General features: G+C 43.5%; 10 protein-coding genes. 7 read left to right on the top strand and 3 right to left on the bottom strand.

The window, feature by feature from the left end:
• The first annotated feature begins 218 nt into the window (after positions 1-218).
• Positions 219-2,612 carry a GAF domain-containing protein gene (locus JGK36_RS06265; RefSeq protein ID WP_293196943.1) on the top strand — a complete coding sequence of 798 codons (2,394 nt, stop codon included), beginning with the start codon at positions 219-221 and terminating at the stop codon, positions 2,610-2,612.
• Positions 2,613-2,838: 226 nt separating this feature from the next.
• On the top strand, positions 2,839-8,343 hold the full coding sequence (locus JGK36_RS06260; protein ID WP_293196942.1) for an ATP-binding sensor histidine kinase: 5,505 nt from the start codon (positions 2,839-2,841) through the stop codon (positions 8,341-8,343).
• Between the two features lie 161 nt (positions 8,344-8,504).
• On the opposite strand, the gene JGK36_RS06255 is transcribed toward JGK36_RS06260, so the two are convergent.
• Entirely contained in the window at positions 8,505-12,161 is a 3,657-nt protein-coding gene (locus JGK36_RS06255; protein ID WP_293196941.1) for an AAA-like domain-containing protein, read from the bottom strand.
• Positions 12,162-12,452: 291 nt separating this feature from the next.
• Here JGK36_RS06255 and JGK36_RS06250 point away from each other — a divergent pair, with 291 nt between their 5' ends.
• Positions 12,453-13,271, top strand: a complete 819-nt coding sequence (locus tag JGK36_RS06250) for a calcium-binding protein (RefSeq protein ID WP_293196940.1) — start codon at positions 12,453-12,455, stop codon at positions 13,269-13,271.
• A 251-nt stretch (positions 13,272-13,522) separates the two neighbouring features.
• Positions 13,523-14,023, top strand: a complete 501-nt coding sequence (locus tag JGK36_RS06245; RefSeq protein WP_293196939.1) for a hypothetical protein — start codon at positions 13,523-13,525, stop codon at positions 14,021-14,023.
• A gap of 50 nt (positions 14,024-14,073) precedes the next feature.
• Here JGK36_RS06245 and JGK36_RS06240 read toward each other — a convergent pair whose 3' ends face one another.
• Positions 14,074-15,429: an AAA-like domain-containing protein gene (locus tag JGK36_RS06240; protein WP_293196938.1), complete on the bottom strand. Its 1,356-nt coding sequence runs from the start codon at positions 15,427-15,429 to the stop codon at positions 14,074-14,076.
• 283 nt (positions 15,430-15,712) lie between these two features.
• On the opposite strand from JGK36_RS06240, the gene JGK36_RS06235 reads away from it, so the two are divergent.
• Positions 15,713-16,447 (top strand): calcium-binding protein, encoded by a 735-nt coding sequence (locus JGK36_RS06235; protein WP_293181713.1) that lies wholly within the window; start codon positions 15,713-15,715, stop codon positions 16,445-16,447.
• Positions 16,448-16,644: 197 nt separating this feature from the next.
• The gene (locus JGK36_RS06230) at positions 16,645-18,450 is read left to right on the top strand and encodes a serine hydrolase (protein ID WP_293181712.1); all 1,806 of its coding nucleotides are present in this window, start codon (positions 16,645-16,647) and stop codon (positions 18,448-18,450) included.
• Positions 18,451-18,694: 244 nt separating this feature from the next.
• On the opposite strand, the gene JGK36_RS06225 is transcribed toward JGK36_RS06230, so the two are convergent.
• Positions 18,695-20,476: an SWIM zinc finger domain-containing protein gene (locus tag JGK36_RS06225; protein WP_293196937.1), complete on the bottom strand. Its 1,782-nt coding sequence runs from the start codon at positions 20,474-20,476 to the stop codon at positions 18,695-18,697.
• A 347-nt stretch (positions 20,477-20,823) separates the two neighbouring features.
• Here JGK36_RS06225 and uvrA point away from each other — a divergent pair, with 347 nt between their 5' ends.
• Complete coding sequence (gene uvrA, locus JGK36_RS06220) at positions 20,824-23,790, top strand: excinuclease ABC subunit UvrA (protein ID WP_293181710.1); 2,967 nt, start codon at positions 20,824-20,826, stop codon at positions 23,788-23,790.
• Positions 23,791-24,002: the final 212 nt, after the last annotated feature.

Genomic DNA, 24,002 nt, shown 5'->3' with positions numbered 1-24,002 from the left:
GCCAGGTCGCAAACACGTTAATATCACTTATAACGTCAAGACTCAGAGCTTGTTTGTGAAGAAAAGTAAAAATTTAGGAACATATCGTCCGAGAAAATACTTAGTTTCGGATACATACACAGAAACTTTACAAACAGGCTCTAAGTTCTTGACAAATCCATAAATCGCCGATCGCTCACATTGTTTAACAAAATCTACTGCTTTCAGGTGTTTTCCTCATGCCTACTCCTAAATCATCTTCCTCTCAAAACAATAACAACTCCGTAAAATCACTGCCAACGGCAGATCCAGATATCATTGCGACAGAGCAAGACAGTGAGAATCTGCCCAACGAACCAGATGTGGAACAGCTACTCGAAGCTTTGACGGCTCAAGTACCGACTCAATCTGCTGAAATTGAACGCTTGAAAACTTGGAAACAAGATTTAGAGCGACTGTTTCAATTTCTGGGCGATCGCCGCGTTTTAATCGCAGTGATGGAACCGGGAACTTTTGCTCTGCGTTACGCTAACGCGGCATTTTGTCGCTTGGCGGGCTGGGAGGGAACGCCTTTGGTAACTCAATCTCATAACGGTTGGTTTACAGAAACTGGGATCTGTTTGCTAGAACTGTTCGAGGATTGTGATGCAAAAATAGTAGAACAATTGTACCGCCGCCACCTTTTACACTGGGTATTTAAGCAATTTTATGAAATAAGCCTCGATGGTTTGCGGGTGCTAGATGAACCTGTCACGGTGAGCATTAAAAATTCGCAACAGGATGAATCTAGATTTATTGAATTTTGGCTGGGTTCGGAACAGTTGAAAATTACTCAGATTAATTCAAAAAAAGATGAATTTGCAGATCTTCCCTTAAATTTAATGCCTGTTGCAGAACGGGAAGCTTGGCTGATGCAGCCTAATCAATTGGGAAGTTTAGCCGATCGACTAAATTTAGATAATTACCGCATCGAAGGTTTGCTGCTGCTAGAAGGTTTTGATGTCACGGTACAGGAGCAAATTCGCCGCCTGACTCAGTTATTGATCGATCGCGATTCCATGCTGCGCCCTGACAAATTTGAGAGAATCGATCGCTATTTGCGATCGCTCTTTAATGCTGACGGCACTTTGCTTTTGCGCCCCGACGGCGAACAGGTACAGCTATTAGTTGCTAAAGACGGCCATCATTTGCAGCCGGTTGCTTATTCAATGGAGTCCCTAGAAACTTCTCACTTTTTCAAGGCTACCGCAGCAAATCAAGTTTGGAACGTCCCAGACTTGCGCCGGGAGTGCCGCACCGAGTGCGAGCGAACTTTGCGGAAAATGGGCGCTCAATCGATGCTGCTGGTGCCCCTGGTAGTCAAATCAGTCACCCGCGAGGGCTGCGGGCTGCGGATTTTGGGCGTTGTGGGGCTGTTGTGCGATAGCCCCAACCACTTCAACAACATTGACGCCCAACACGCCCAAGAACTCATTCCCGCCTTCATTGCAGCCCTGCGGCAAGCCATCCAGCAGCGGTTTACCCACATTCACAACATTCATCCCGCAGTCGAGTGGCGCTTCGCCCAAGAAGCAGAAAGGCGAAGTTGGGGACTGCCCCAAGAGACGATCGTATTTGCAGACGTTCATCCCCTCTACGGAATTTCCGACATCCGCGGTTCCAGCGACGAAAGAAACCGAGCCATTCAAACAGATTTGCTCGAACAATTCCGCTTGGGTTTAGCCATAGCCGATGCCGTTTGTAAAACACAAACTACCCACCTCGGCGAGCAACTGCGGCTCGACTTGCTCGACTACATCGAGCATTTAAAAGAAAAAGTCACAGTCGATATGGAGGTGCGAGCAGCCGAATATTTAAACGAGCGTTTAGAAGTGTATTTTGACTACTTTGTGCAGTGTAGCCCCACGGTTCAGGCAGCAGTTGAAGCTTACCAAGCCGCCTGCGATAACGAACACAACTGCGTTTATGGCGATCGTAACCGCTACGATCAAATGTTAAACCTAATCAGCACCAAACTCCAAGAAACCTGGACTCGCTGGCAAGAAAAAATGCAGCAAATCCTCCCCCACTACTGCGACATCGAATGCACCGACGGCATGGATCACATGATATATGTCGGAAAGGCGATCGATCCCAAATTCAGCCAATTTCATTTGCACAGTTTGCGGTACGAACAACTGCGAGCAATTTGCGACTGCGGTCGCACAGTTTTTCGCCTGCAAGCCGAGTCTCAAATTAACATGGAACTAGCCCATTTAGTCTTAGTACAAAATACCACCATCGACATTTTTCATAATGAAAATACCGAAAAAATGTTTGATGTCAAAGGCACCCGCGACATCCGCTACGAACTCGTCAAAAAGCGCATCGAAAAAGCCGTTGACAAAGACGCACAAGAGCGAATTACCCAATCAGGAATGCTAACCGTAGTTTATTCAACCGAAGACGAATGGGAAGAGTACCAACAATACCTGCGCTACTTGTCTCGCGAAGGTTGGGTAGAAGCAAAAGTGCAGACAGGGATGGTAGAATCACTGCAAGGAGTCAGCGGTTTAAAATTTGCCCGCGTCCGTATTTTACCGGAACCCGAATCAATTGTTCATATCAGTGAAGTTACGGTCGTACAAGATTGAAAATCGCTAATTTAAACAGCAATTACTACGAGTAAGGTGCGCTGCGGCGCACCCTACAAAATGTCTATTGATGAGTGCAAGCCTGACCCAGCAAGGTTTTCATCAAGCTTTTGTACGTTGCTTGTGATTTGTAGCGTCAAAAAGTGCGATCGGCATCACATAAATTTTCCCTAAATTAGCGCTAGTCTAGGCTAAATTAGATGCCATAAATTTTTAAAATAAACCTATGCAAATTTTTTCAGAATACCAAATACATTCTACTCTGCACGAAGGTGCCGAAACAATTATTTATCGCGGACAGAGAGCGAGCGACGAGTCCGCAACAATTCTTAAAGTTCTCAAAGCCGAATATCCCACACTCGAAGCCATTACCCGCCTCAAACACGAATATCAAATCCGCCAAAATTTAGATAGCAAACAAATCGTCAAAGCCATCAGTCTCAAAACCTTTAACCACCGATTAGGCATAGTTTTAGAGGACTTTGGCGGCGAGTCTCTCGGACAACTACTCGAAAAAGCAAGGCTGAGTTTGCTAGCAACTTTAAACATCGCCATCCAAATCGTCAAAGCCTTAGAATACCTGCACCAAAATCAGATTATTCACAAAGACATCAAACCCAGCAACATCATTATCAACTCCCAAACAAAACAAGTTAAACTCACCGACTTCGGGATTGCGACAAAACTAAACAAAGAAAACCCACAATTTAACAATCCCAACTCCGTCGAAGGCACATTAGCTTATATGTCTCCCGAACAAACCGGGAGAATGAACCGCACCCTCGACTACCGCACCGACTTTTATTCACTCGGAATTACCTTGTATGAAATGCTGACAGGTGAACTGCCATTTCCGAGTAAAGACCCTTTAGAAATAGTTTACAGCCACATCGCAACTCAAGCAATTTCGGCCGCTCAAATCAATTCGGAAATTCCCACATCAATCTCAGGAATAGTGATGAAATTGATGTCAAAAAATGCCGAAGATAGATATCAAAGTGCAGCCGGATTATTGGCAGACTTAGAAAATTGTTTGCATCAGTTAGAAGCAACAGGAGAAATAATCGATTTTATCCCCGGACGCTTAGATATTCTCAGCCAATTGTTGATACCCCAAAAATTATACGGTAGAGAAAACCAAGTCAACGAACTATTAGCAGCCTTTGAACGTGTAGGGGCGGGTTCGCCCGAATCTTTGCCACCCAACCAAAATACAGAAAAACCCGCCCCCCCCAACGCCGAAACCCTTTCGCCCCAATCTTTACCACCCAACCAAAATACAGAAAAACCCGCCCGTTCCCAAAGCGAACTAATGCTAGTATCCGGTTATTCTGGCATCGGCAAATCAGCAGTCGTCAACGAAGTTAGCAAACCAATAACTCGCTCAAAAGGTTACTTCATCAGCGGCAAATTCGACCAATTCAAACGTAACATTCCCTACGCATCATTAATTCAAGCATTCAACTCGCTGCTGCGCCAATTGCTCACAGAAAGCACTGCTGCTATAGAAACATGGCGCACTAAAATTTTAACAGCTTTGGAAACTAACGGCAAAGTAATTTCCGATGTAATTCCGGAAGTTGAATTGATTATCGGTAAACAGCCAGAAGTAGCAGAACTCTCCCCTGTAGAATCGCAGAATCGCTTCAATCGCGTATTCAAAGAATTTATTCGCGTCTTCGCCCAAAAAGAACACCCGCTAGTTATCTTTTTAGACGATTTGCAGTGGTCAGATTCAGCTACATTAAAGTTAATGCAAACACTGATAACTGACCCCGACCAGCAATATTTGTTGCTAATCGGTGCTTATCGAGACAATGAAGTTAGTCCGACTCACCCGTTAATTCAGACAGTAGAAGAGATTGAAAAAACGGGTACGGTTGTCAACAATATTGTATTGCAACCGCTAGAGTTAGAAAATGTAACGAAATTAGTCTTTGAAACCCTTAGCAATTTCACAGAAAAAGCCAACAATTTAGCCGAATTAATCTGCAATAAAACGGGAGGAAATCCTTTTTTTTTAACGCAACTGTTACAAGCACTTTATCAAGAAAACTTTTTAAAATTCGAGTTCGATTATCTAGCAGGTAAAGGAGGCTGGGATTGGAGTATTGATGAAATTCAAGCGATTGGAATCACCGATAAAAGTGTCGTCGAACTCGTAGCTTCTCGCATTGAAAAGTTGCCCGCAGCCACGCAAGAAGTGTTAAAATTAGCAGCTTGCGTGGGCGATAAATTTGCTCTAGATGTACTGTCACTTGTCAGCGAAGAGTCAGTGAATGTTACAGCTACTGAACTTTATTCAGCTTTGCAAGCAGGGTTGATTCTGCCGTTGAGCGATGCTTATCGCATTCCTTTGGTTTTCGATCGCGCTGAATCGATCGACCTCAAATTAGATACTTCGCGGGTTAGTTACAAATTTTTGCACGATCGCGTCCAGCAAGCCGCCTATTCTCTCATTCCCGAAAATCAAAAGCAATCCACCCATTTAAAAATTGGCGAATTACTGTTACAGAATACTCCACCCGAAAAGCTAGAAGAAAACATCTTTGATATTGTCAATCAGTTGAATGTGGGAATTGACACAATTAGCCAGCCAGCAGAAAAGACGCAGTTAGCCGAATTAAATTTAACTGCGGGACGCAAAGCAAAATCAGCGAATGCTTATGAAGCTGCTGTGAGGTATTTGCGGGTGGCGATGGGATTATTGCCAGAGGAGAGTTGGGACAGTCAGTATCAATTAACGTTAGCAATTTATGAATCAACAGCGGGAGCTGAATACTTAAATACGAACTATTCAATCTCAAAAGAATTAGTTGATGTTATTCTAAGTCGGGCTAAAACTTTACTGGACAAACTCAATGTTTATGAGCTGCAAATTCAGTCTTATACTGTTCAAAATAGAGTTAGTGAAGCAGTAAATACAGGGCTGGAAGTCCTAAAATTGTTAGGGATTTATTTTCCTCAAAATCCCAAATTATTGAATATCTTGGTGGAATTGATTAATACAAAACTGAGATTGGGGTTGAAAGGAATTGAGGATTTAGCTAATTTGCCAGAAATGACAGATTCTAAAAAACAAGCAACCATGCGAATTTTATCAGGGATTCTGGGTACCGCGATGGCGGTCAAGCCCAGACTATTACCATTGTTAGTATTTATGATGGTTAAGCTGTCCATTAAATATGGAAATTCGCCTTATGCTAGTGTCGCTTACGTTTTTTATGGTGCAATTTTGTGTGGAATAGGAGACATTAGTTTAGGATACCAATTTGGTCAATTGGCAATTAGGCTTTTAGATAGATTTCCATCTGATTCTATCAAAAGTAGAGTTTATCTAATACTTACTTGTTCAATTCAACACCGTAAAGTAGATATCAAGTTAGCCTTGAGTTATATGATGGAAGGGTTTAAGGCTGCAATCGAAACTGGAGATTTACCGTATGTTGGTTATTCTGTCAATGGATATTGTACTTATAAACTGTGGATGGGAGAGCCTCTCGAACTGGTTGAAGAGGAAATAAGTAAGTATCTAAAATTAATGCAGAAACTTAAACAAGAAGGCTCTTCACAATGTATTAGTATATTGAGATATACAGCCATAATTTTGCGTGGTCAATCTGTAGAATCATGTAACTTGGTAGATAAGAAGTTTAATGAAGACCAAATTGTTACGGCTGCAATTGAAACTAAAAACTTTTTTTTAGTTTGTTTTATTTGTAATGCCAAATCTATGATTAATTTCTTCTTCGGCAATTATGCACAAGCTTCAGAAAATTCAAGGTTATTTGAGAAATATGAAGAATCAGTTTCTGGATTTTATCTAGTTTCCTTGAATAATTTTTACTACTCTCTCAGTCTCCTAGCTTTGTATTCCCAATCTGACAAAGAGGGGCAAAAGCAATATTTAAATAAATTGGTACAAAACCAAAATAAAATGAAAAAATGGGCTGTTGATGCTCCAATGAATTATCAACACAAATATGACTTGGTAGCAGCGGAGAAAGCGCGGGTATTGGGGTATGATACGCAAGCAATGGATTTGTACGATCGCGCAATTGCTGGAGCTGCCAAAAATGGTTATATTCAAGAGGAAGCATTAGCCTATGAATTAGCCGGAGAATTCTATCAATTTCTGGGAAAACAGATAATTTCTCAAGCATATCTGACTAAGGCTTATTACGGCTATATCCGCTGGGGAGCTCTAGCGAAAGTTAAACACTTGGAATCAAGACATCCTTTCTTAGTAGCACAAACGCGCGCAACAGAAACTCGACCCATCGATGTCACGCGCACTAATACTGGAAGCACTACCAGCAACAGTTTAGGCGATTTTTTAGACGTGGCTACTTTTATTAAGTCTTCGCAAGCCATTAACAGTGAAATTGTCCTGGACAACTTGCTGACAAAATTAATCACAATCATTTTAGAAAATGCGGCGGCTCAAAAAGTTGCGCTGCTGCTGCTAAAAGATAATAAACTCTACATCGAAGCTGTAGGAAATTCTACTGATACCCAGGCTACAGTTTTACGATCTATACCATTTGAAAATAGTCAAGATTTGCCTGTTTCTGCTATAAACTATGTTTTTCGCACTCAAAAGCCTCTGGTATTGGATGATGCGACTGTTACTGCACCTTTTAATGCGGATGCGTACATTCGAGAATTTGAAATTAAATCAATCCTGTGTTTGCCAGTTATTTATCAATCCCAGTTGCAAGGGATTATTTATCTGGAAAATAAGTTAGCGGCAGCAGCTTTTACCGCAGACAGGGTGGAAGTTTTAAAGGTTTTAGTTAGTCAAGTCGCTATTGCGATCGAGAATGCTCGTTTGTACGCGCGCGAGCAAGAAAAATCCCAACAGTTAGAAAAGTCTTTTGCGGAACTGCAACAAGCGCAATTGCAATTAATTCAAGGTGAAAAAATGTCTTCTTTGGGCAATTTAGTTGCTGGTGTCGCTCACGAAATTAACAATCCAGTCGGTTTTATTTCGGGGAATATTACCGAAGCTACTGCGGCTGTGGGCGATTTAATTAGCCACTTGCGACTGTATCAGGAAGAAGTTCTCGATCCTAGCTCAAAAATTGCACAGGATGCTGAGGATATTGATTTGGAGTATCTTATAGAAGATTTGCCGAAAATGTTGGGGTCGATGAAAGTTGGGTGCGATCGCATTCGCAATATTAGCACATCTCTCCGCACGTTCTCCCGTGGGGACACCCGCCAAAAAGTGTCGGCGGATATCCATGAAGGAATTGACAGCACTTTAATGATTTTACAGCATCGCTTGAAAGCTAATCCAGGCCGCCCGCTGATTCAAGTGGTTAAGGAGTATGGAAATATTCCGAAAGTTAAGTGTTATTTGGGACAGTTGAATCAGGTGTTTATGAATTTGTTGGCAAATGCGATCGACTGTTTTGACGAATTCAATCGGGGTCGCAGTTATGCTTCTGTTGAGGCTGTACCTAATACGATCGCCATTATCACCCATGTCTCGCCGGATAACAACAGCGTGGTGATTCGCATCAAAGATAACGGGGGAGGGATGTCGCCGGATGTGAGGGCGAAAATATTTGACCATTTGTTTACTACGAAGGGAGTCGGGAAGGGTACGGGTTTGGGGCTGTCTATCAGCCGCCAAATTGTGGAGGAAACCCACGGTGGTAAGCTGACTTGCGAATCTGTGTTGGGCGCAGGTACGGAATTTGCGATCGAAGTGCCGATCGACTGATTGTCGGTGCGATCGCCCTCACTCTTTTAAGATACAAGGTCAAGACAGTATCTACAAGCCCTGAATTATGTGATAATTTATGGCATTTTTTGAACAGCACAAATCTGCGATCGCCCTTTCTTCAGGATAATTGGCAATATAATCGCTCAGCCATAAATTATTTATTTACAGATTTGGCTAAATTTTATCGCCTCTTCAGGATAGGAAGCAAAGTAATCTTCCAACCACAAGCAACCTTGACTAATAGAACGATCTAAATCAAGTTCTAAGTTCCACAACTTGATAGTATTGTCAAGCCCAGCAGAAGCCAGTGTTTTACCATCGAGACTAAACATAACGCTATTAACGCTACCGAGATGCCCTTCTAACGTGGAAATTTCCATACCATTTTCTATATTCCACAGCCTCACAGTACCCTCCTCACTAGATGAAGCTAAAATCTTGCCATCAGGACTGAAACTGATATTAGTTACACCCGATAAATGTCCTTTGAGAGTGAACAATAAGCTGCCATTTTCGGCATTCCATAGTTTGACGATACTGTCCGAACCAGCAGAAGCTAAAATTTTACCATTGGGACTAAAACTAATGGTATTTGCCCAACCACTATGGGCTGGAAAAGCCTGCATCAAAGTAGCTGTTTTTAAATTTAATAGCATTATATCACCGTCAGAACAAGCCACAGCTAGAGCTTTTCCATCTGGACTAAAACTTAAATCGGTGACAATACTGCGAGGTTCTTTAAAGGTTTGCAGCAACCTACCATCTGCGACATTCCAAAGTTTTACTGTACTATCAGAACTACCAGAAACAACGGTATTCCCATCTGGACTAAAGCGAACTCTCCTTACCCAAGCACGATGGCCGTTGAGAGTTTTTAGCAATCTACCATCTTGCACATTCCACAACTTTACTGTTTTGTCATCACCGCCGGAAGCTAACATATTACCATTGGGACTAAAACTAACACTTAACACCCGACCTTGATGACCGTTAAGAGTTTTGAGTAAAGTACCATTTTTGCTATTCCACAGCTTTATTTTAAAATCGTCGCTACCGGAAGCCAACGTATTACCATCGGGACTAAAACTTACAGCTTGAACATTAGTGCTATTTCCTTTAATAGTTTGCGGTTCCCTAACCTCTAAATTCCACAGCTTGATTGCACTATCAAAACTTCCAGAAACCAGAGTTTTGCCATCTGGACTAAAACCGATACTCTCAATTCTCCCGCGATGTCCTTTGAGAAGTTGCGGTTCAATTCTATTGTCGTTTATATCATCTAAATTCCACAACTTTACGGTACTATCGGAACTAATAGTAGCTAGAGTTTTGCCATCAGGACTAAAAATCGCACTCCAGACAGCCCTGCGATGAGTTGGGAGGTTTTGTAGCAAAGTTCCATCGGATACATTCCACAGTTTGACTAGGCCTTCTTGATCGGTAGAAGCTAAGGTTTTACCATCGGGACTAAAACTGACACTTCTGGTATTACTTTTATGATCTTTCAGAGTATTTATGATAGTTCCATCGCCAATATTCCACAGCCTCACGGTTGTATCGAAACTTGCAGAAGCGAGAGTTTTACCATCGGGACTAAAACTAATATGAGTAACGATATTGGTATGTCCTTTCAGAGTTTTTAATAATGTAGCGTCGGCTGTTTTCCACAAATTAATAAAACCAGCGGAACTACAGGAAGCGAGAATTTGACCATCAGGACTAAAACTAACAGTTCTTACCCAGCTATGATGAGCCTTAATAGTTTTAATTAAAGTGCTGCGCGTTACATCCCACAACTTGACCGTACCATCTTCACTGCCAGAAGCCAAAATCTTGCCATTAGGATGAAAACTCACACTCGTAACTCTACCAGTATGTCCTGTCAGGGTTGATATCAATGTCGCTGGTTTGGCATTCCACAGTTTTACCGTACCATCCTCGCTAGCAGAAGCAAAAATTTTGCTATCGGGACTGAAAGTTACGCTTCTGATAGCGCCACGATGACCGATCGCGCGATCGCGTTCTCTGACATGATATATTGCTTGTTGCAGGGTTCTCATTACCTGCATCTGTGTATCTTTGGTAGCTGATGGTTCTAATTTTTTCATCTTTTGTGCTGCTTGTAATGCTGTCAGCAGTGCTGCAAAAGGATCGGAAACTAAAGCTACTTTAGAGAATGAAGTTTGTAGCACTACTTGTTGTTCTGCTAGTTCCTGTTGGGCTTTTTTTACTTGTAATTGGATCGAGATTGCTGTGATGATAGAAACTGCCAGAACTATAGAACCGATAGCCATAATCCGGGTAGCCCTCCGCTGGGCTTGAGTTAATTTTACTTTTGCTTGTTGTTGAGCTGAAACTAAAGTATCATTCGCCTTTGCTAATATCTGACCTTCTTCTTCTTGAATGGCTAAAGCTAATTTAAATTCTCGTTTTTCCAAATTTTGAGATGTTGCTAAAAAGCGGTAATCGAGATAGCTCAAATTTTTATCGATCGACCATTCCAGAGCCTCTTGCAGCGCATTTCCCCGCAGCAGCCGCGAATTATCCTCAAAATTAGCAGCAGCCCAAGCATTAAAACTTTCCGCATAAGGCCGCAGCTTGCCTAACTGTTTTTCCACCCATTCCAGATTGAAAACTTCGGCATAAATTCGGTTGTAAACTTTTAATCTTCCCTGCTGTTGCACCACTAAACCTGACAGTCGCAATTCGGTTTGTTCGGGACTGCCATCGGTAATAACCCCCCCCAGCCCCCCCTTGGTAAGGGGGGGAGCAAGAACAGAATTTAGCTCACCCATTCCTAGGGGAGATATAGCGGTATTTAGCCCCCCCTTAGCAAGGGGGGGTTGGGGGGGGTTAGCCGATTCCAAAACTTGCTGGTAAAGCCCCAATAACTGTCCGGCTTTTTGCTGATTTCTCAGAATGCGATCGCGAATTGTCTTCAAATGTTCGGGTTCATCCTGGGATTCCCAATTATCCACAATCCGCAACTGCACCACCTGTTCAACCGATCGCGAATTACCCAATGCTGATTCCTCCAACACCAACTTACACAGCTTTTGCGTCAGAAAAGGTTGTCCGCCCGTCCAATTTAATATCTCAGCAATAACGCTTTCAGAATTTACAACCCGCCCCCGCCAACCATCAATCAAAGGCTGCACTTCATCAATTTTAAAACCGCCCAAATTTATCGCCTTACCAATATTAAAAGGAGTTTGAGTTTTATCCGCAATCAAATCCGAAGGAGTCGCCACTCCCAACAGCGCAAAAGTCAACCTACTGTATAGAGGATTGTCAACTCTTTGATTGTAAAACCAGCGGATCAGAGCAAAAAACTCATCTGCCGAAAAATTCATGCTTAACACTCGATCGATCTCGTCAATGAAAATAACTATATTTTGTTCTATCTCAACTAAAACCACTTCTTCAATAAACAAACTAAACCGCTGGAGTGGCGATAACAAATCCCGGCGTTCTCGCCACCAATTGCGCCAATTAATTTTATCACCTAACTGACAGCTACTGACCAAAGAATTGATCATTCCCGCATACCATTTTTCGGGAGTTACATCTTCCTTACCAATCCCAGTTAAATCGATAAAAGCACAAACAGTACCGACCGCTTGCAGCCTTCGCATCGCCCGCACCCGCAAACTAGATTTACCCATTTGGCGCGAGTTCAAAACATAACAAAACTCACCAACTTTCAAGCATTCGTAAAAGTCCAAGTCTGCTTGGCGCGTGACGTAACACGACGCATCTGCTGGGAGACTACCGCCAATCTGATATTCATAACTAACTGGAAATTCTCTGGTCATTGCTTGTACCCAAATCTAGCTTTGATTGTACGATCGCAAACTTGACTATGTAGAGATTTAGCAAAAAACCTGACTTTTACTGATTTGCGATCGGGCTGTACCTGATTTTTTCCTATAAATTCACAACCGAAAGCTATTTATCAGTTCCTATAACACCTGATTATATCACCATTGCGGTTCAGGATTTTTAGCAACAAACTGATAACAGGAAGCAAAAGGTGCAGCAAACAAAATACAAACGCCGATTGCTTCCGCAAACTTAAACAATAGTCAAAAATAGGAACTACTCCCATGACAGCCCTTAGAACGATCGCCGATGCTAACATTTCTACCGCTACATTCGGTTTAATTGAAGACTTGACCGATGTTCCCTGGACAGACCCCGATGGCGAACCTAAGCCTAACAAACCCCGTTTTATTGAAGACTTGACCGATGTTCCTCGGACAGACCCCGATGATAATTTAATGCTAGAAACACGTGAAGTAATCGCCTCTGACCGTCACTTTACTAACAGCTTGTTTGGTAGCATCGATAAAATAGGTGGCTTACCCAATGACAACATAAATGGAACACCAGGAAATGATTACCTAGTAGGAAATGATGACAATCAGGTTAGTGATGCCATCTTTGGTGGTCGCGGTGCAGATACACTCAAAGGTCTTGATGGTGACGACTTCCTGTTTGGCGGTAGTGGTAAAGATCAGCTTTATGGCGGTCGCGGTTCCGATTGGTTGGAAGGTAATAGTGGGAATGACATTCTAGTCGGTCACACCAACGATCAAGGACAATATGATTATTATGAAGTTGATACCTTAATTGGAGGTTCGGGAGCCGATCAATTCTCGCTAGTTATGAACGGGGGGCCAGACCCTAAACTTCCTTACTTAGATGGTCTGGGCGAGACTGCTTATGCGATTATTTGGGACTTTAAGAAAGCAGATGGAGATGCAATTTTGATGCTTGGTAAAAAGCAAGATTACGAATTTACGTCTGGCAACTACGGTTATGGAAATCAGTCAATCGATGATACAAGAATATTTTATCAAGGTGACATGATTGCCGTGGTTTCAGATAACATGGCTGCGGATTTAACCCTCTCCTTCGTCTAATTTTATCTGTAGGGTAACTGGTTCGCAGGTTCTGTCTGGGAACCGATATCCAGAGTCTCTGCCTCGAAGAGCGATCGGGAAAATAAGGTAGCAATGTCCAAGACACGGCAATCTTCTACAAGGGTGATTTGATTGGTGTTATGCAAGACCAAAATATTACCAAACTTAACCTAAATCAGGTGTTTATCTCCGCATCTAATACGCTCTAATACCTAATTTTATTACCGAACAACATTACTTGGAGAATCATCATGGATAACAACATTCAAAACCAAAGCCTCTCAGTTGTACGGCCTGTAACATCCATAATCCTTGCCACCTTGATGGCAGTATCTTTTTGTTCCACAATGGCAATTTTAGGTAACACTTCTCAAGTTTTTGCCAACCCCTTAAAATCACAACAGGTTAATCACCTTCAAATTAATGAAATAATTACTTCCCCATCTTCGATTGTCGGTAACTGGAAAGGGAGTCTTTATTCTCAAGGTGATGATGTAGTAACTTCTGTTGAAATGGTTATCAAACAGGGAGCAAACCAGCAAGGAACATGGAAATTTATAGGAGAAAATAATACTCCTTTTGAAAGTGGTGCAGTAGTTGCTTCTTTGAGTCCTAATAATGCAACTTTGGAATTCAAGCAAGAAAACAAAAAACCTAGTTGGTTTTTCAAATGCAAACTTCAAAACAATACCAAGCTTTCTTGCGAAAAGGTTGGTAATACATTGACTAAGCTCACTTTGAAAAAGATTTAGCTTAACTCGCGAGAAGCCCTACGTCTCACCGAAAGGTGAGCGTGTTTTCTTTAACCTAAAACACGGCAGAAATACTCGCGGTACAAATTGCAACGCGGCAGGACATAATTGTTTTGCCGCCGCACAATTCCCATACTGTGCAATTTGTAAATTTGCATGGAATCTAATTCAACTGGTTCGGCAGAATTTACAACTTTTTTTAAAGCTAAAGCTAATTCGGGATTGTGTTGCAGGATTTCCAAATGCTTGCGTAAATGATTGCTGTAGATTCCTGATTCTGAAGCAGCATTTTTTAATAGCTGGGTTAAGGTAATGTTGCCACAACTAATCTCATACATTGCCAATCTTACTAGATAAGGATGTCCGCCGATCGCACAAATCAACTCTCCCAACTGCCCTTCATCCCAATCCAAGCCGTGCAACCGCGCTAAATCGTGAATTTTCTGGCTGTCAAACTCCTGCAACTCCACGGGAACCCCCGCATTAAACGGAGATTGATTCATGTCCAAAGGAATATAAACTTCGGTAGAATGCGCCATTACCAACCGCAGTTTTTGCCAGATATCCGAAATCTTGGCTTTTTCGTGCCAGCTTCGCAGCATCCCCAGAAAGTCTTCCACTACTTCAGTGTAGCCAAATAGGCGATCGACTTCATCCAATCCCAACACTAGGGGAGTTTCTATTTCTGCTAGCAAATACTCTTCAAAGTAAACTGTGCAGTTATCGTTGCTACCTAAGATATCCGTATCCCAATATTCGTTTAATTTGTTTTCTAATTTTAACTGTCGGCTGACCATCAAACACAACCAGCGCAGAAACTTATCAAGATTTGTTAATATTCCTCGGTCTGCTGCGCTAAAATCTAAATAAACTGCGTGATATTTTTCCAGTTTTGCATGAGCTAAGATGCGGTTCATCAGTGAAGTTTTGCCCATCATTTCCGGTGCTTTAATCCGAATCAGCGAACCGGGTTTGAGAACTGTTTCGTCGCAGAGTGATTCGATGCTGGAACATTTGATATAAAAAGGCGAATCTAAGGCTACTGAACCTTCGGGAAAATGCAAATTTACCGCAGTTGGTAATGTTTGTAAAGGTGGATTTGTCTGAACAGATTGACTACATTCTGATTCAGAAGCTCTTCTTAGAGCTTCTTTGAAATTTTTCTTGGTAATTTTTTCTCCCAAAGCTTCGGAAAGCTTATGCCACAATTTGTTGCCGACATCTTTGTTGAGGTATTCAGCACTGTAGCCGTAAGTTGTGGCGATTTCATCGTAACTTTTGCCTTCCCAAGAACCTTGCAGGACTTTCATTTCGATGTCGCTGAGATATTTGCCGGTGTTTTGGGCAAAAATGCGATCGGCAGATTCTTTGGTTTTGTTCCAAGAGAATTCTAATTCTGATTTCATGGGCTGGACACGGGTAATTAAATATACACGTAAGTATGCAGACTATGGCAAGAGAGGAGTTGTTCCTCTATCGGGAAATCACCCTGACTTTTCCCTATTTTAACTGATTAACTTTGGTTTTTACTGTAAATCAGTGGTGCCGGCCATATTTGTGTTTATTTAAACACCTGATTTTATTCCCATTGTCGGTTCTTTGACGAGAGGAGAAACTAAATACATCAAGCCAGTTAGTTGAGTCTTTCTCATTCTTGCACTAATTGGAAAACCACAAGGAGCAACAAAAATGTCCTCACTTATCAAAGGTACTGACTACGACGACAACAACACTGTCAACGGCGACGGTCAACTCCATAAATCGTTAGTGGGAGATGATTGGACAATCGACGGTCAAGGTCAAATTCAGATTTCAAATGATATAATCTACGGCTATAAAGGCGATGATATCTTGTCAGGTCGCGGGGGAGATGACATCCTCTACGGTGGCTTCGGGGGGGATAAGCTAGATGGCGGCGCGGGTAATGATAAATTATACGGCGAAGCTGGCGAGGATTTCCTGTATGGAGGTAGTGGCAAAGATACACTGTCTGGCGGCCTTCACAACGATTATCTATTCGGAGGAAGCGGCAAAGATTATCTAATCGGCGGCGACGGTAACGATTACCTTGACGGTGCTAATTTTTCGGGTGCTGGTAACGGTATCGGCGCAGGTAGTGAATCCGATTCTCTCGCCGGCGGCGCGGGTGCGGACACATTTGTACTCGGTAATGTTAATAATGTTTACTATCTCGGCACTGGCTACGCTACGATTACGGATTTTACGTTAGGTACTGATAAAATCCAAATTAAAGGCAATCTAGCAGACGGCTATTCGCTGAAAGCTGGCGATTGGAGCAATAACAAGGTTCAAGATACTGGTATCTTCTACAAGGACAATTTGATTGGTGTTGTTTTAGAGACAAACTTAACTAATGTTAACCCGAATCAAGTATTCTTGTCCGCGCCTCCAATCCCTCAATAGTCTTAAGCTTGGGTGCATCTGGTTTTTGAAGCCTGAAGAAGCATGACCGCATATAAGTTATTAGTTATGATCTGATATTTACTGCGGTCATGCTTCGCCCCTACCAGACACATTTGCCACTCTGAAATGCACGCTTAAGCTTCGCTACCTCAGGGCGAAAATTGAGGATTTCTCACTATTTTAAAATAGGAGTTTTTATGATGAAAATTGCGGACGATCGACCGAAATACCACCGACTTTTCTACACAACTTTGATATTAATTTCAGCTATCCTTTTAGGAGGATTGGGAAAGGTTTTCGAGTCCAACAACAACATAGCTTTGGCCCAAGAAAGCATCCCCGTTAGCGGTAGCGGCGACGCACAACTCCAGCCAATTGTACAATCGCTGACAGAATTTATGCGCCACCGCTGCGTCGGTGCCGCCGTACTCGGTGTTTCTGTTAAAGGTAAGCCCGTGGGTGTTTGGGGTTTGGGGCGCATGAAAGACCGATCGACCAATAACTCAAATCCGGCTTGCGGTGACGATATGCAGACCCCTCTAAGTGCGATCGTACCCGCAGATACCCCCATGCGGATCGGCAGTATCAGCAAGCCTGTTACCTTTGCCATGGTGCGCTGGGCGCTAAAACAGACGGCGCGCGATCGGGCAAATTTAGAACTGACTGACGACCAAATTGAAGGGATGAAATTGTTCGACCCCCAACATTATCCGCCGCTAATTCCCGGTTTGAACAAGCAATATCCAATAGCCATTATCCCGGAAAAATTGCACGCGGCATTTTCGGGAAAAGTCAAATTTCCAGTTGCTATTAAAGACAGTAATTGTGGCAATCTTAACTCAGGATTTGCAGACAAACAGTGGCAAAACGTCACCCTCGGAAATTTATTATCCCATCGCTCGGGACTTCAGCGGAGCGCGCCCAGATACGGTGAAGATATGACGGCAAATTTGCCAGTGCTGCGAAATCTGAAAACCCCAGCAGATTTTAAATCCCAAGAACAGCTACTTGTCAATGAATGGGGGAACAAATCTGTCATTTCTGCTAAAAATCAACTCGGCATCTCTGCTAATGCAGGCTATTTTTTGCCTAGTCCTAATTTAGAAGAAACTATGATGGTTTTGGCTGGGCGATGCCTTCAGTATCCTCTCGGTCAATATCATTATTCCAATACCAGTCCGGCATTTCCTACGATTATTTTGCAGCAGTTGGTAGCTTCCGGCAGATTTGCTGCTAAAACGGGTAAACTAGAAACTCATCAAGGCTCTGCTTTGGAGGTTTTCTTCAAAACCGAGTTGGGAATTCCTACTACGGCTACCAAGGGAATTTTCATGAGCCAAGGAGTAGAAAATTTTGGCGATCGCGAGCCGGAAAAACGCCACTGGAACGGCAAAGATTACTACGGTAAGGGATGGGATTTGAAGCGACCGCACTGTATTTGGAATGGTAATTTTTGCGACTTTTCTAGCTGGATAAATCCGCAGCCAGGGAAGATTAACTGGTCTTGGAATTTAAGCCAGGTTCCTTTTTCCCGAAGAAGTACAGATTTGAGTCCAGGAACTGGTTCGCTTGCTGCGGAAGCTGGAGTTTTTCTCAAATTCATGTCACAATATTGGGTGGGCGGTTATGAAAACAATCCGCGCATTGGGGAAAGGCGAAATAATGTTTGGAATCGATATACTGCTCATAACGGAGCGCTCGATGGTACTGAGGCTTGGGCAATTCAGTTAGGGGGAAGTAACAATCCGAAAGAGTGGAAATTGCCGCCTGTGGACGATAAAGGTCGCATCCTTGATGATTTTGCTAATTTGCAGATGTATGCGGGTTTGTTGCCGGATGGAGTTGATATTTTTGTGGCTGTGAATCAGAGGGCTGATAAGAAGTGTGTTGAGGCTAAAGGTTACAATTGCGGGGATGCTTACGGGCTTTTGAATAATTTTATTTTGTACGGTGCTTCACGGGTAAATTGGAATATGGTTGCACCGACTGCTGTTGTCAAATAATATTGATAAGTCAACGGCAGATGCGAGGCAGATAAACACAGATAAACGCAGATTGTTCGTAGGGTGCCTCTCCCTTCTTTAATCCCATAATTCAATCAATTATCTAGCAAGCGATGCACCTCATACATGGGAATTGTGTCAGGTGCATCGCTATCAAATTGTCGGTCTTGATGCAAAGATTGTTGGTGGCGACGCACCCTACAAATACTGTCAACTGTGAACTGAATGAAGGTAAAGTTAAGACTCAGTTTAAATATGAGTTTTTGAACAAGCCCATGAATTTCCGCTTCCTACTGTGTACTTCCATGAGTTGAGCGCGATAAGCAGACCATTCAACATTTCGCCCAGTTTGTATATAGGCAGCACGGGCTTTTTCTAGCCACTCGATCGCACTATCGTACTCGGCTGATTTCATTTGATTTAGAATCGATTCAGCGCGGCGACTAGCATTGACGATTACCCAATCGGGGCGATGGGGAATTGCCGCCATCATCACTCGATGAACCAGTTGTGAACCGTAGGATGTGTCAACAAGGGCGATCGCCTCTTCAATCAGTTTTTCATGCAGAAAAATATCCACCTTCGCTTCGGTAGAATTGTAGCTTTGACTGGCTCTTAAAATTGCCAATAAATCTGCTTTCAAAGTTGACAAATTATCTCCTGATAACTCCTGCAATGAAAGATAATCATTCAAGGAAGGTTGAATCTCAAAAATTTTCATTTTAGCCTTAAACGCAGCTTCTTTTTCTCCCAATTCATCGGCTAATTCACTCATACAAACTGCCAGTTTGTAGGTAGAATTTCCGGGTAAATTTAACCCAAGTTGACAAACTTTTAGAGCTTCTTCTGAGTTGCCGTCTTCTTGTAAGGTTTGAACTAGAGCAAAAGCTTCTTCCACTGATGTCATGTCGGTTGCGGCAGCTTTCACAGCTTCTTCTATTCTCCCCAAACGAGCTAACATTGTCAGATATTGTTGAATGCAGCCTTCTGCTTTGGCTAAGTATAAGTATTCTTTGTCGCGATTCTGCCGATCGAGAATTTGCAATCTAGTCAAGGTTAAGTCACGAGCATAATCTGGTGCGTCAACCTCCCAAATCCCTTGTCCACTAAGGTTTCCTTCCAATATCTGCTGGAGTGGCGGGTAGTCCCAACCTTGGCGTAAAGCTTCCAAGCTCATACTGAAATCACAATCCCATTCATCTTTCCAACCTTCTAACATCACCTCGAAATCTATTTCTTCTTCAGCAGTTAGCTCAGCCGTCAAAATGGCTTCTGTCCAAGCTTCATCCAAAGCATTAGTGATTTCATAACTTTCACAACCATATTCTGCTACGTCATCCCAATCATCAACACAACCTGAGGTAATGGCTTCTAAAATTACTAAAGCATTTTTGCCGTCTCCATGTTCGCTGAATTCCTGGGCTTGCTGAATCAGTTCTAAAATTTCTTCTGTAATCGGGTCTTCTTCATCATAAGCATATTCATCCTCCCAATGATTCTGAGCTTGTCGGAAAATTTCTCGCACTTGTCGCCGAAAAGGAGCAGGATCGATCGCACTTCGCCGATGTGTTGTCGCCAGTTGGTTTGTCGGCCCAGACACAGCGTTTGAGTTGACGTATAGTTCGATCGCACTTATCAGCGACGGTTCGTTGTCCACTAAATGCTCTAATAACTCATAGATTTGGGCGTCATTGAGGCGAGAGAGCAACTCTTCCAGCGTTTCGCCCCGTTCAATTTTTTCTGGTTCTCGCAGGCACAAAAACAGCGTAGCGATAATGTGTTTGCACCATCCATCGCCATCGTAAGGACAAGTGCAGAATACTCCAGATGTTAATCCGGCATGAGTAAAGGGCAAGGTAACATCGTAAGGTTCAACTTGAGAACCGTATACTTTTGCTTGCACCATATGGCCGCGGAGAACTGCGCTAGCAACATTGCCACCGAGATAGTAATCTTCGGCTCGGTTGAGCGATCGCTCAGAACTGTTATTCTTGATAATCGTTTCACTAAGTTTGGGAATTGGCATCACACCAGACCTCAGCAATTAAAGGATTAGACTCGATTTTACTTCAGAAATGCACTTGGTCTACGATATGCAGTCTGCTCTACAAACAGCAGCGGGCATTAAAACTGAACCCTCAAGTGTCAACTGTTAACTGTCAATTTTTTAAGATTCTTTAATATGAATTTCAAAGCAGGGGAAGTAAACATTATCCAGTCTACTGTGCAAACAGCAGCGGAAAATAAAACTGAACCCTCAACCCTCAACTGTCAACTGTCAACTGTTTAAAATTATTCGATATTCTTGAGTTTGGATGCCAGCTAGTCCAAAGGCAGCGCTAAGATGGTTAAGCACTGTTTTGCACTACTCTCATGTCCCAACGCGCCAAAACCTCACACAGCCAGCCAAGTGCATCCGACAACGGGCATCATGTGATGACTTCTAACTCCAACAGCCAAAATACGATTCGGATTCGCGGTGCGAGACAGCACAACCTTAAGAATATCGATCTGGAACTGCCGCGCGATCGACTGATAGTTTTTACCGGTGTCTCCGGTTCCGGTAAGTCTTCCCTGGCTTTCGATACAATTTTTGCCGAGGGACAGCGCCGCTACGTGGAGTCTCTCAGCGCCTACGCCCGCCAGTTTTTGGGACAGTTGGATAAGCCGGATGTCGATGCGATAGAGGGGTTGAGCCCTGCTATTTCGATCGACCAAAAGTCAACTTCGCACAACCCGCGATCGACTGTCGGCACTGTTACAGAAATTTACGATTATCTTAGATTGCTCTACGGCAGAGCTGGCGAACCGCACTGTCCGATTTGCGATCGCTGCATTGCGCCGCAGACAATTGATGAAATGTGCGATCGAGTTATGGCACTTCCAGACGGTACTCGCTTTCACCTTCTGGCCCCAGTTGTGCGCGGAAAAAAAGGCACTCACCGCAAATTATTGTCGAGTTTAGCTTCCGAAGGATTTATTCGCGTCAAAGTTAACGGAGAAATTTTAGAACTTTCGGAAAATATCGAATTAGATAAAAATCATATCCACAATATCGAGATAGTTGTCGATCGGTTAGTTAAAAAACCGGGTTTAGAAGAGCGTTTAGTGGATTCTCTGGCAACTTGTTTGCGACATTCTGAGGGAATTGCGATCGTAGAAGAGTTACCGCCTGACGAAAATTCTGAACCAGCCAATGGGCCGATCGTATTTTCGGAGAACTTTGCTTGTCCCGAACACGGCGCGGTGATGGAAGAACTTTCGCCCCGGTTGTTTTCGTTTAATTCGCCCTACGGCGCTTGTCCCAACTGTCACGGTTTGGGGAGTTTGCGGACTTTTGCACCGGAGTTAGTCATTCCTGATGAGAAAGCACCTCTTTATTGTGCGATCGCCCCTTGGTCAGACAAAGACAACTCCTATTATCTCTCTTTGCTGTGCAGCGTTGCCGATAGTTGCGGGTTTGATATCGACACTCCTTGGTTCCGCTTGAGGCCCGAACACCAGCGAGTGATTTTGTACGGTAATGAGTCAAAACAAACCGCAGAAAGCAAGAAGCGAGACAGCAACGCCAGCGATTTGAGGAGAGATTTTAAGGGCGTAATTTCCATGTTGCAGCGCCAGTACGACGATACAGGTTCTGATTTGATCAAACAGAAGCTGGAACAGTATCGAGTCGATCGCTCTTGCGATTGTTGTCACGGCAAACGCTTGAAACCAGAGGCGCTGTCTGTACGGTTAGGAAACTATGGAATTGTGGATTTGACGGGGATTTCGATTCGCGAATGTCGGGAACGAGTCAATAATTTGGGATTGAGCGATCGGCAATTTCAAATATCCGATTTAGCCCTCAGAGAAATCAAAGCAAGATTGCAATTTTTGCTCGATGTCGGATTAGATTACCTGACATTAGACCGTGCAGCCATGACACTTTCCGGCGGAGAAGCCCAGCGAATTCGCCTCGCAACTCAAATCGGTTCCGGTTTGACCGGCGTCCTCTACGTTTTAGATGAACCCAGCATCGGACTGCACCAAAGAGACAACTTTCGCCTGCTGCAAACCTTAACAAAACTGCGCGATTTAGGCAATACTTTGATTGTCGTAGAACACGATGAAGAAACCATGCGCGCCGCCGATCACATTGTCGATATCGGCCCCGGCGCAGGCGTTCACGGCGGCAAAATCATCTCGCAAGGAAGTTTAGAAAACTTGCTAGCGGCCGAAGAATCTTTGACTGGTGCTTATCTGTCGGGAAAACGAGTAATTGAAACTCCCAATGAAAGGAGAAAAGGCAACGGCAAAGCTCTCTCGCTCAAAAATGCGAGTCGCAACAATTTAAAAAACGTCGATGTGGAAATTCCCCTGGGAAAACTTGTCTGCGTGACAGGTGTTTCCGGTTCTGGAAAATCAACTTTAATCAATGAATTGCTCTATCCGTCACTGCAACACTATCTGACCAAAAAAGTTCCTTTACCACCCGATATGGACGCCCTAAAAACCAAGGGCGAACGCTCTCTAGATGATGTGGTTGATAAGGTCATTGTCATCGATCAATCTCCCATCGGCCGCACTCCGCGTTCCAATCCCGCTACCTACACGGGAGTCTTTGATGTGATTCGGGATTTGTTTTCCGAAAGCATTGAAGCGAAGGCAAGAGGTTACAAAGCCGGGCAGTTTTCTTTTAACGTGAAAGGGGGAAGGTGCGAAGCTTGTGGCGGCCAAGGCGTGAACGTGATTTCGATGAATTTTCTGCCGGATGTTTACGTACAGTGCGAGGTTTGTAAAGGTGCGCGGTACAACCGGGAAACGCTGCAAGTGAAGTATAAAGGCAAGTCAATTTCTGATGTTTTGAACATGACTGTGGAGGAAGCTTCGGAAATGTTTAAAAATATTCCGAGGGCGGGCGCCAGACTGGAAACGTTAGTGGATGTTGGCTTGGGTTACATTCAGTTGGGACAGCCTGCGCCGACGCTTTCTGGCGGGGAAGCGCAGCGGGTGAAGTTGGCTACGGAACTGTCGCGTCGCGCTACTGGGAAGACGCTTTATTTGATTGATGAACCCACGACTGGCTTGTCGTTTTATGACGTTCACCACTTACTCAATGTGCTGCAAAGATTGGTGGATAAGGGTAATTCAATTTTGGTCATCGAACACAATTTGGACGTGATTCGGTGCTGCGATTGGGCGATCGATTTGGGGCCAGAAGGGGGAGATAAGGGAGGGGAAATTATTGTGGCGGGGACGCCGGAGGATGTGGCGGCAAATCCTCGTTCTTATACTGGGAAATATTTGAAAGCTGTTTTAGAGCAGCATCCTTTAGGGAGTGCTGTAGCTGTTAGCTAATACTCGGTCAGGATAGATATTGTAGGGTGCGTCAGCGATTAGCCTAATTTTCAGGTGGAGAGGCAGAAGTGGCTGACGCACCCTACTGCTACCCACTCAGGAACGATTTTGCGTCATTTGAGGTGCATCGTTGAGCGATTTACCCCGGATTATTGAGCGGATACACTTCTGGCTATGTTAAGAAGTGCGGAATGTAGGTCATAAATCTTTAT

It is taken from the genome of Microcoleus sp. PH2017_35_SFW_U_B (assembly GCF_020737865.1).
In the GTDB taxonomy this organism is placed as follows: Bacteria; Cyanobacteriota; Cyanobacteriia; order Cyanobacteriales; family Microcoleaceae; genus Microcoleus.
This window is presented reverse-complemented; position numbering and strand designations above follow the sequence as displayed.

What these genes read in the sequence shown, in the direction of transcription:
- JGK36_RS06265 (WP_293196943.1), top strand. Translation starts at nt 219, where the DNA reads ATGCCTACTCCTAAATCATCTTCCTCTCAAAACAATAACAACTCCGTA.
- JGK36_RS06260 (WP_293196942.1), top strand. Translation starts at nt 2,839, where the DNA reads ATGCAAATTTTTTCAGAATACCAAATACATTCTACTCTGCACGAAGGT.
- JGK36_RS06255 (WP_293196941.1), bottom strand. Translation starts at nt 12,161, where the DNA reads ATGACCAGAGAATTTCCAGTTAGTTATGAATATCAGATTGGCGGTAGT.
- JGK36_RS06250 (WP_293196940.1), top strand. Translation starts at nt 12,453, where the DNA reads ATGACAGCCCTTAGAACGATCGCCGATGCTAACATTTCTACCGCTACA.
- JGK36_RS06245 (WP_293196939.1), top strand. Translation starts at nt 13,523, where the DNA reads ATGGATAACAACATTCAAAACCAAAGCCTCTCAGTTGTACGGCCTGTA.
- JGK36_RS06240 (WP_293196938.1), bottom strand. Translation starts at nt 15,429, where the DNA reads ATGAAATCAGAATTAGAATTCTCTTGGAACAAAACCAAAGAATCTGCC.
- JGK36_RS06235 (WP_293181713.1), top strand. Translation starts at nt 15,713, where the DNA reads ATGTCCTCACTTATCAAAGGTACTGACTACGACGACAACAACACTGTC.
- JGK36_RS06230 (WP_293181712.1), top strand. Translation starts at nt 16,645, where the DNA reads ATGATGAAAATTGCGGACGATCGACCGAAATACCACCGACTTTTCTAC.
- JGK36_RS06225 (WP_293196937.1), bottom strand. Translation starts at nt 20,476, where the DNA reads ATGCCAATTCCCAAACTTAGTGAAACGATTATCAAGAATAACAGTTCT.
- uvrA (WP_293181710.1), top strand. Translation starts at nt 20,824, where the DNA reads ATGTCCCAACGCGCCAAAACCTCACACAGCCAGCCAAGTGCATCCGAC.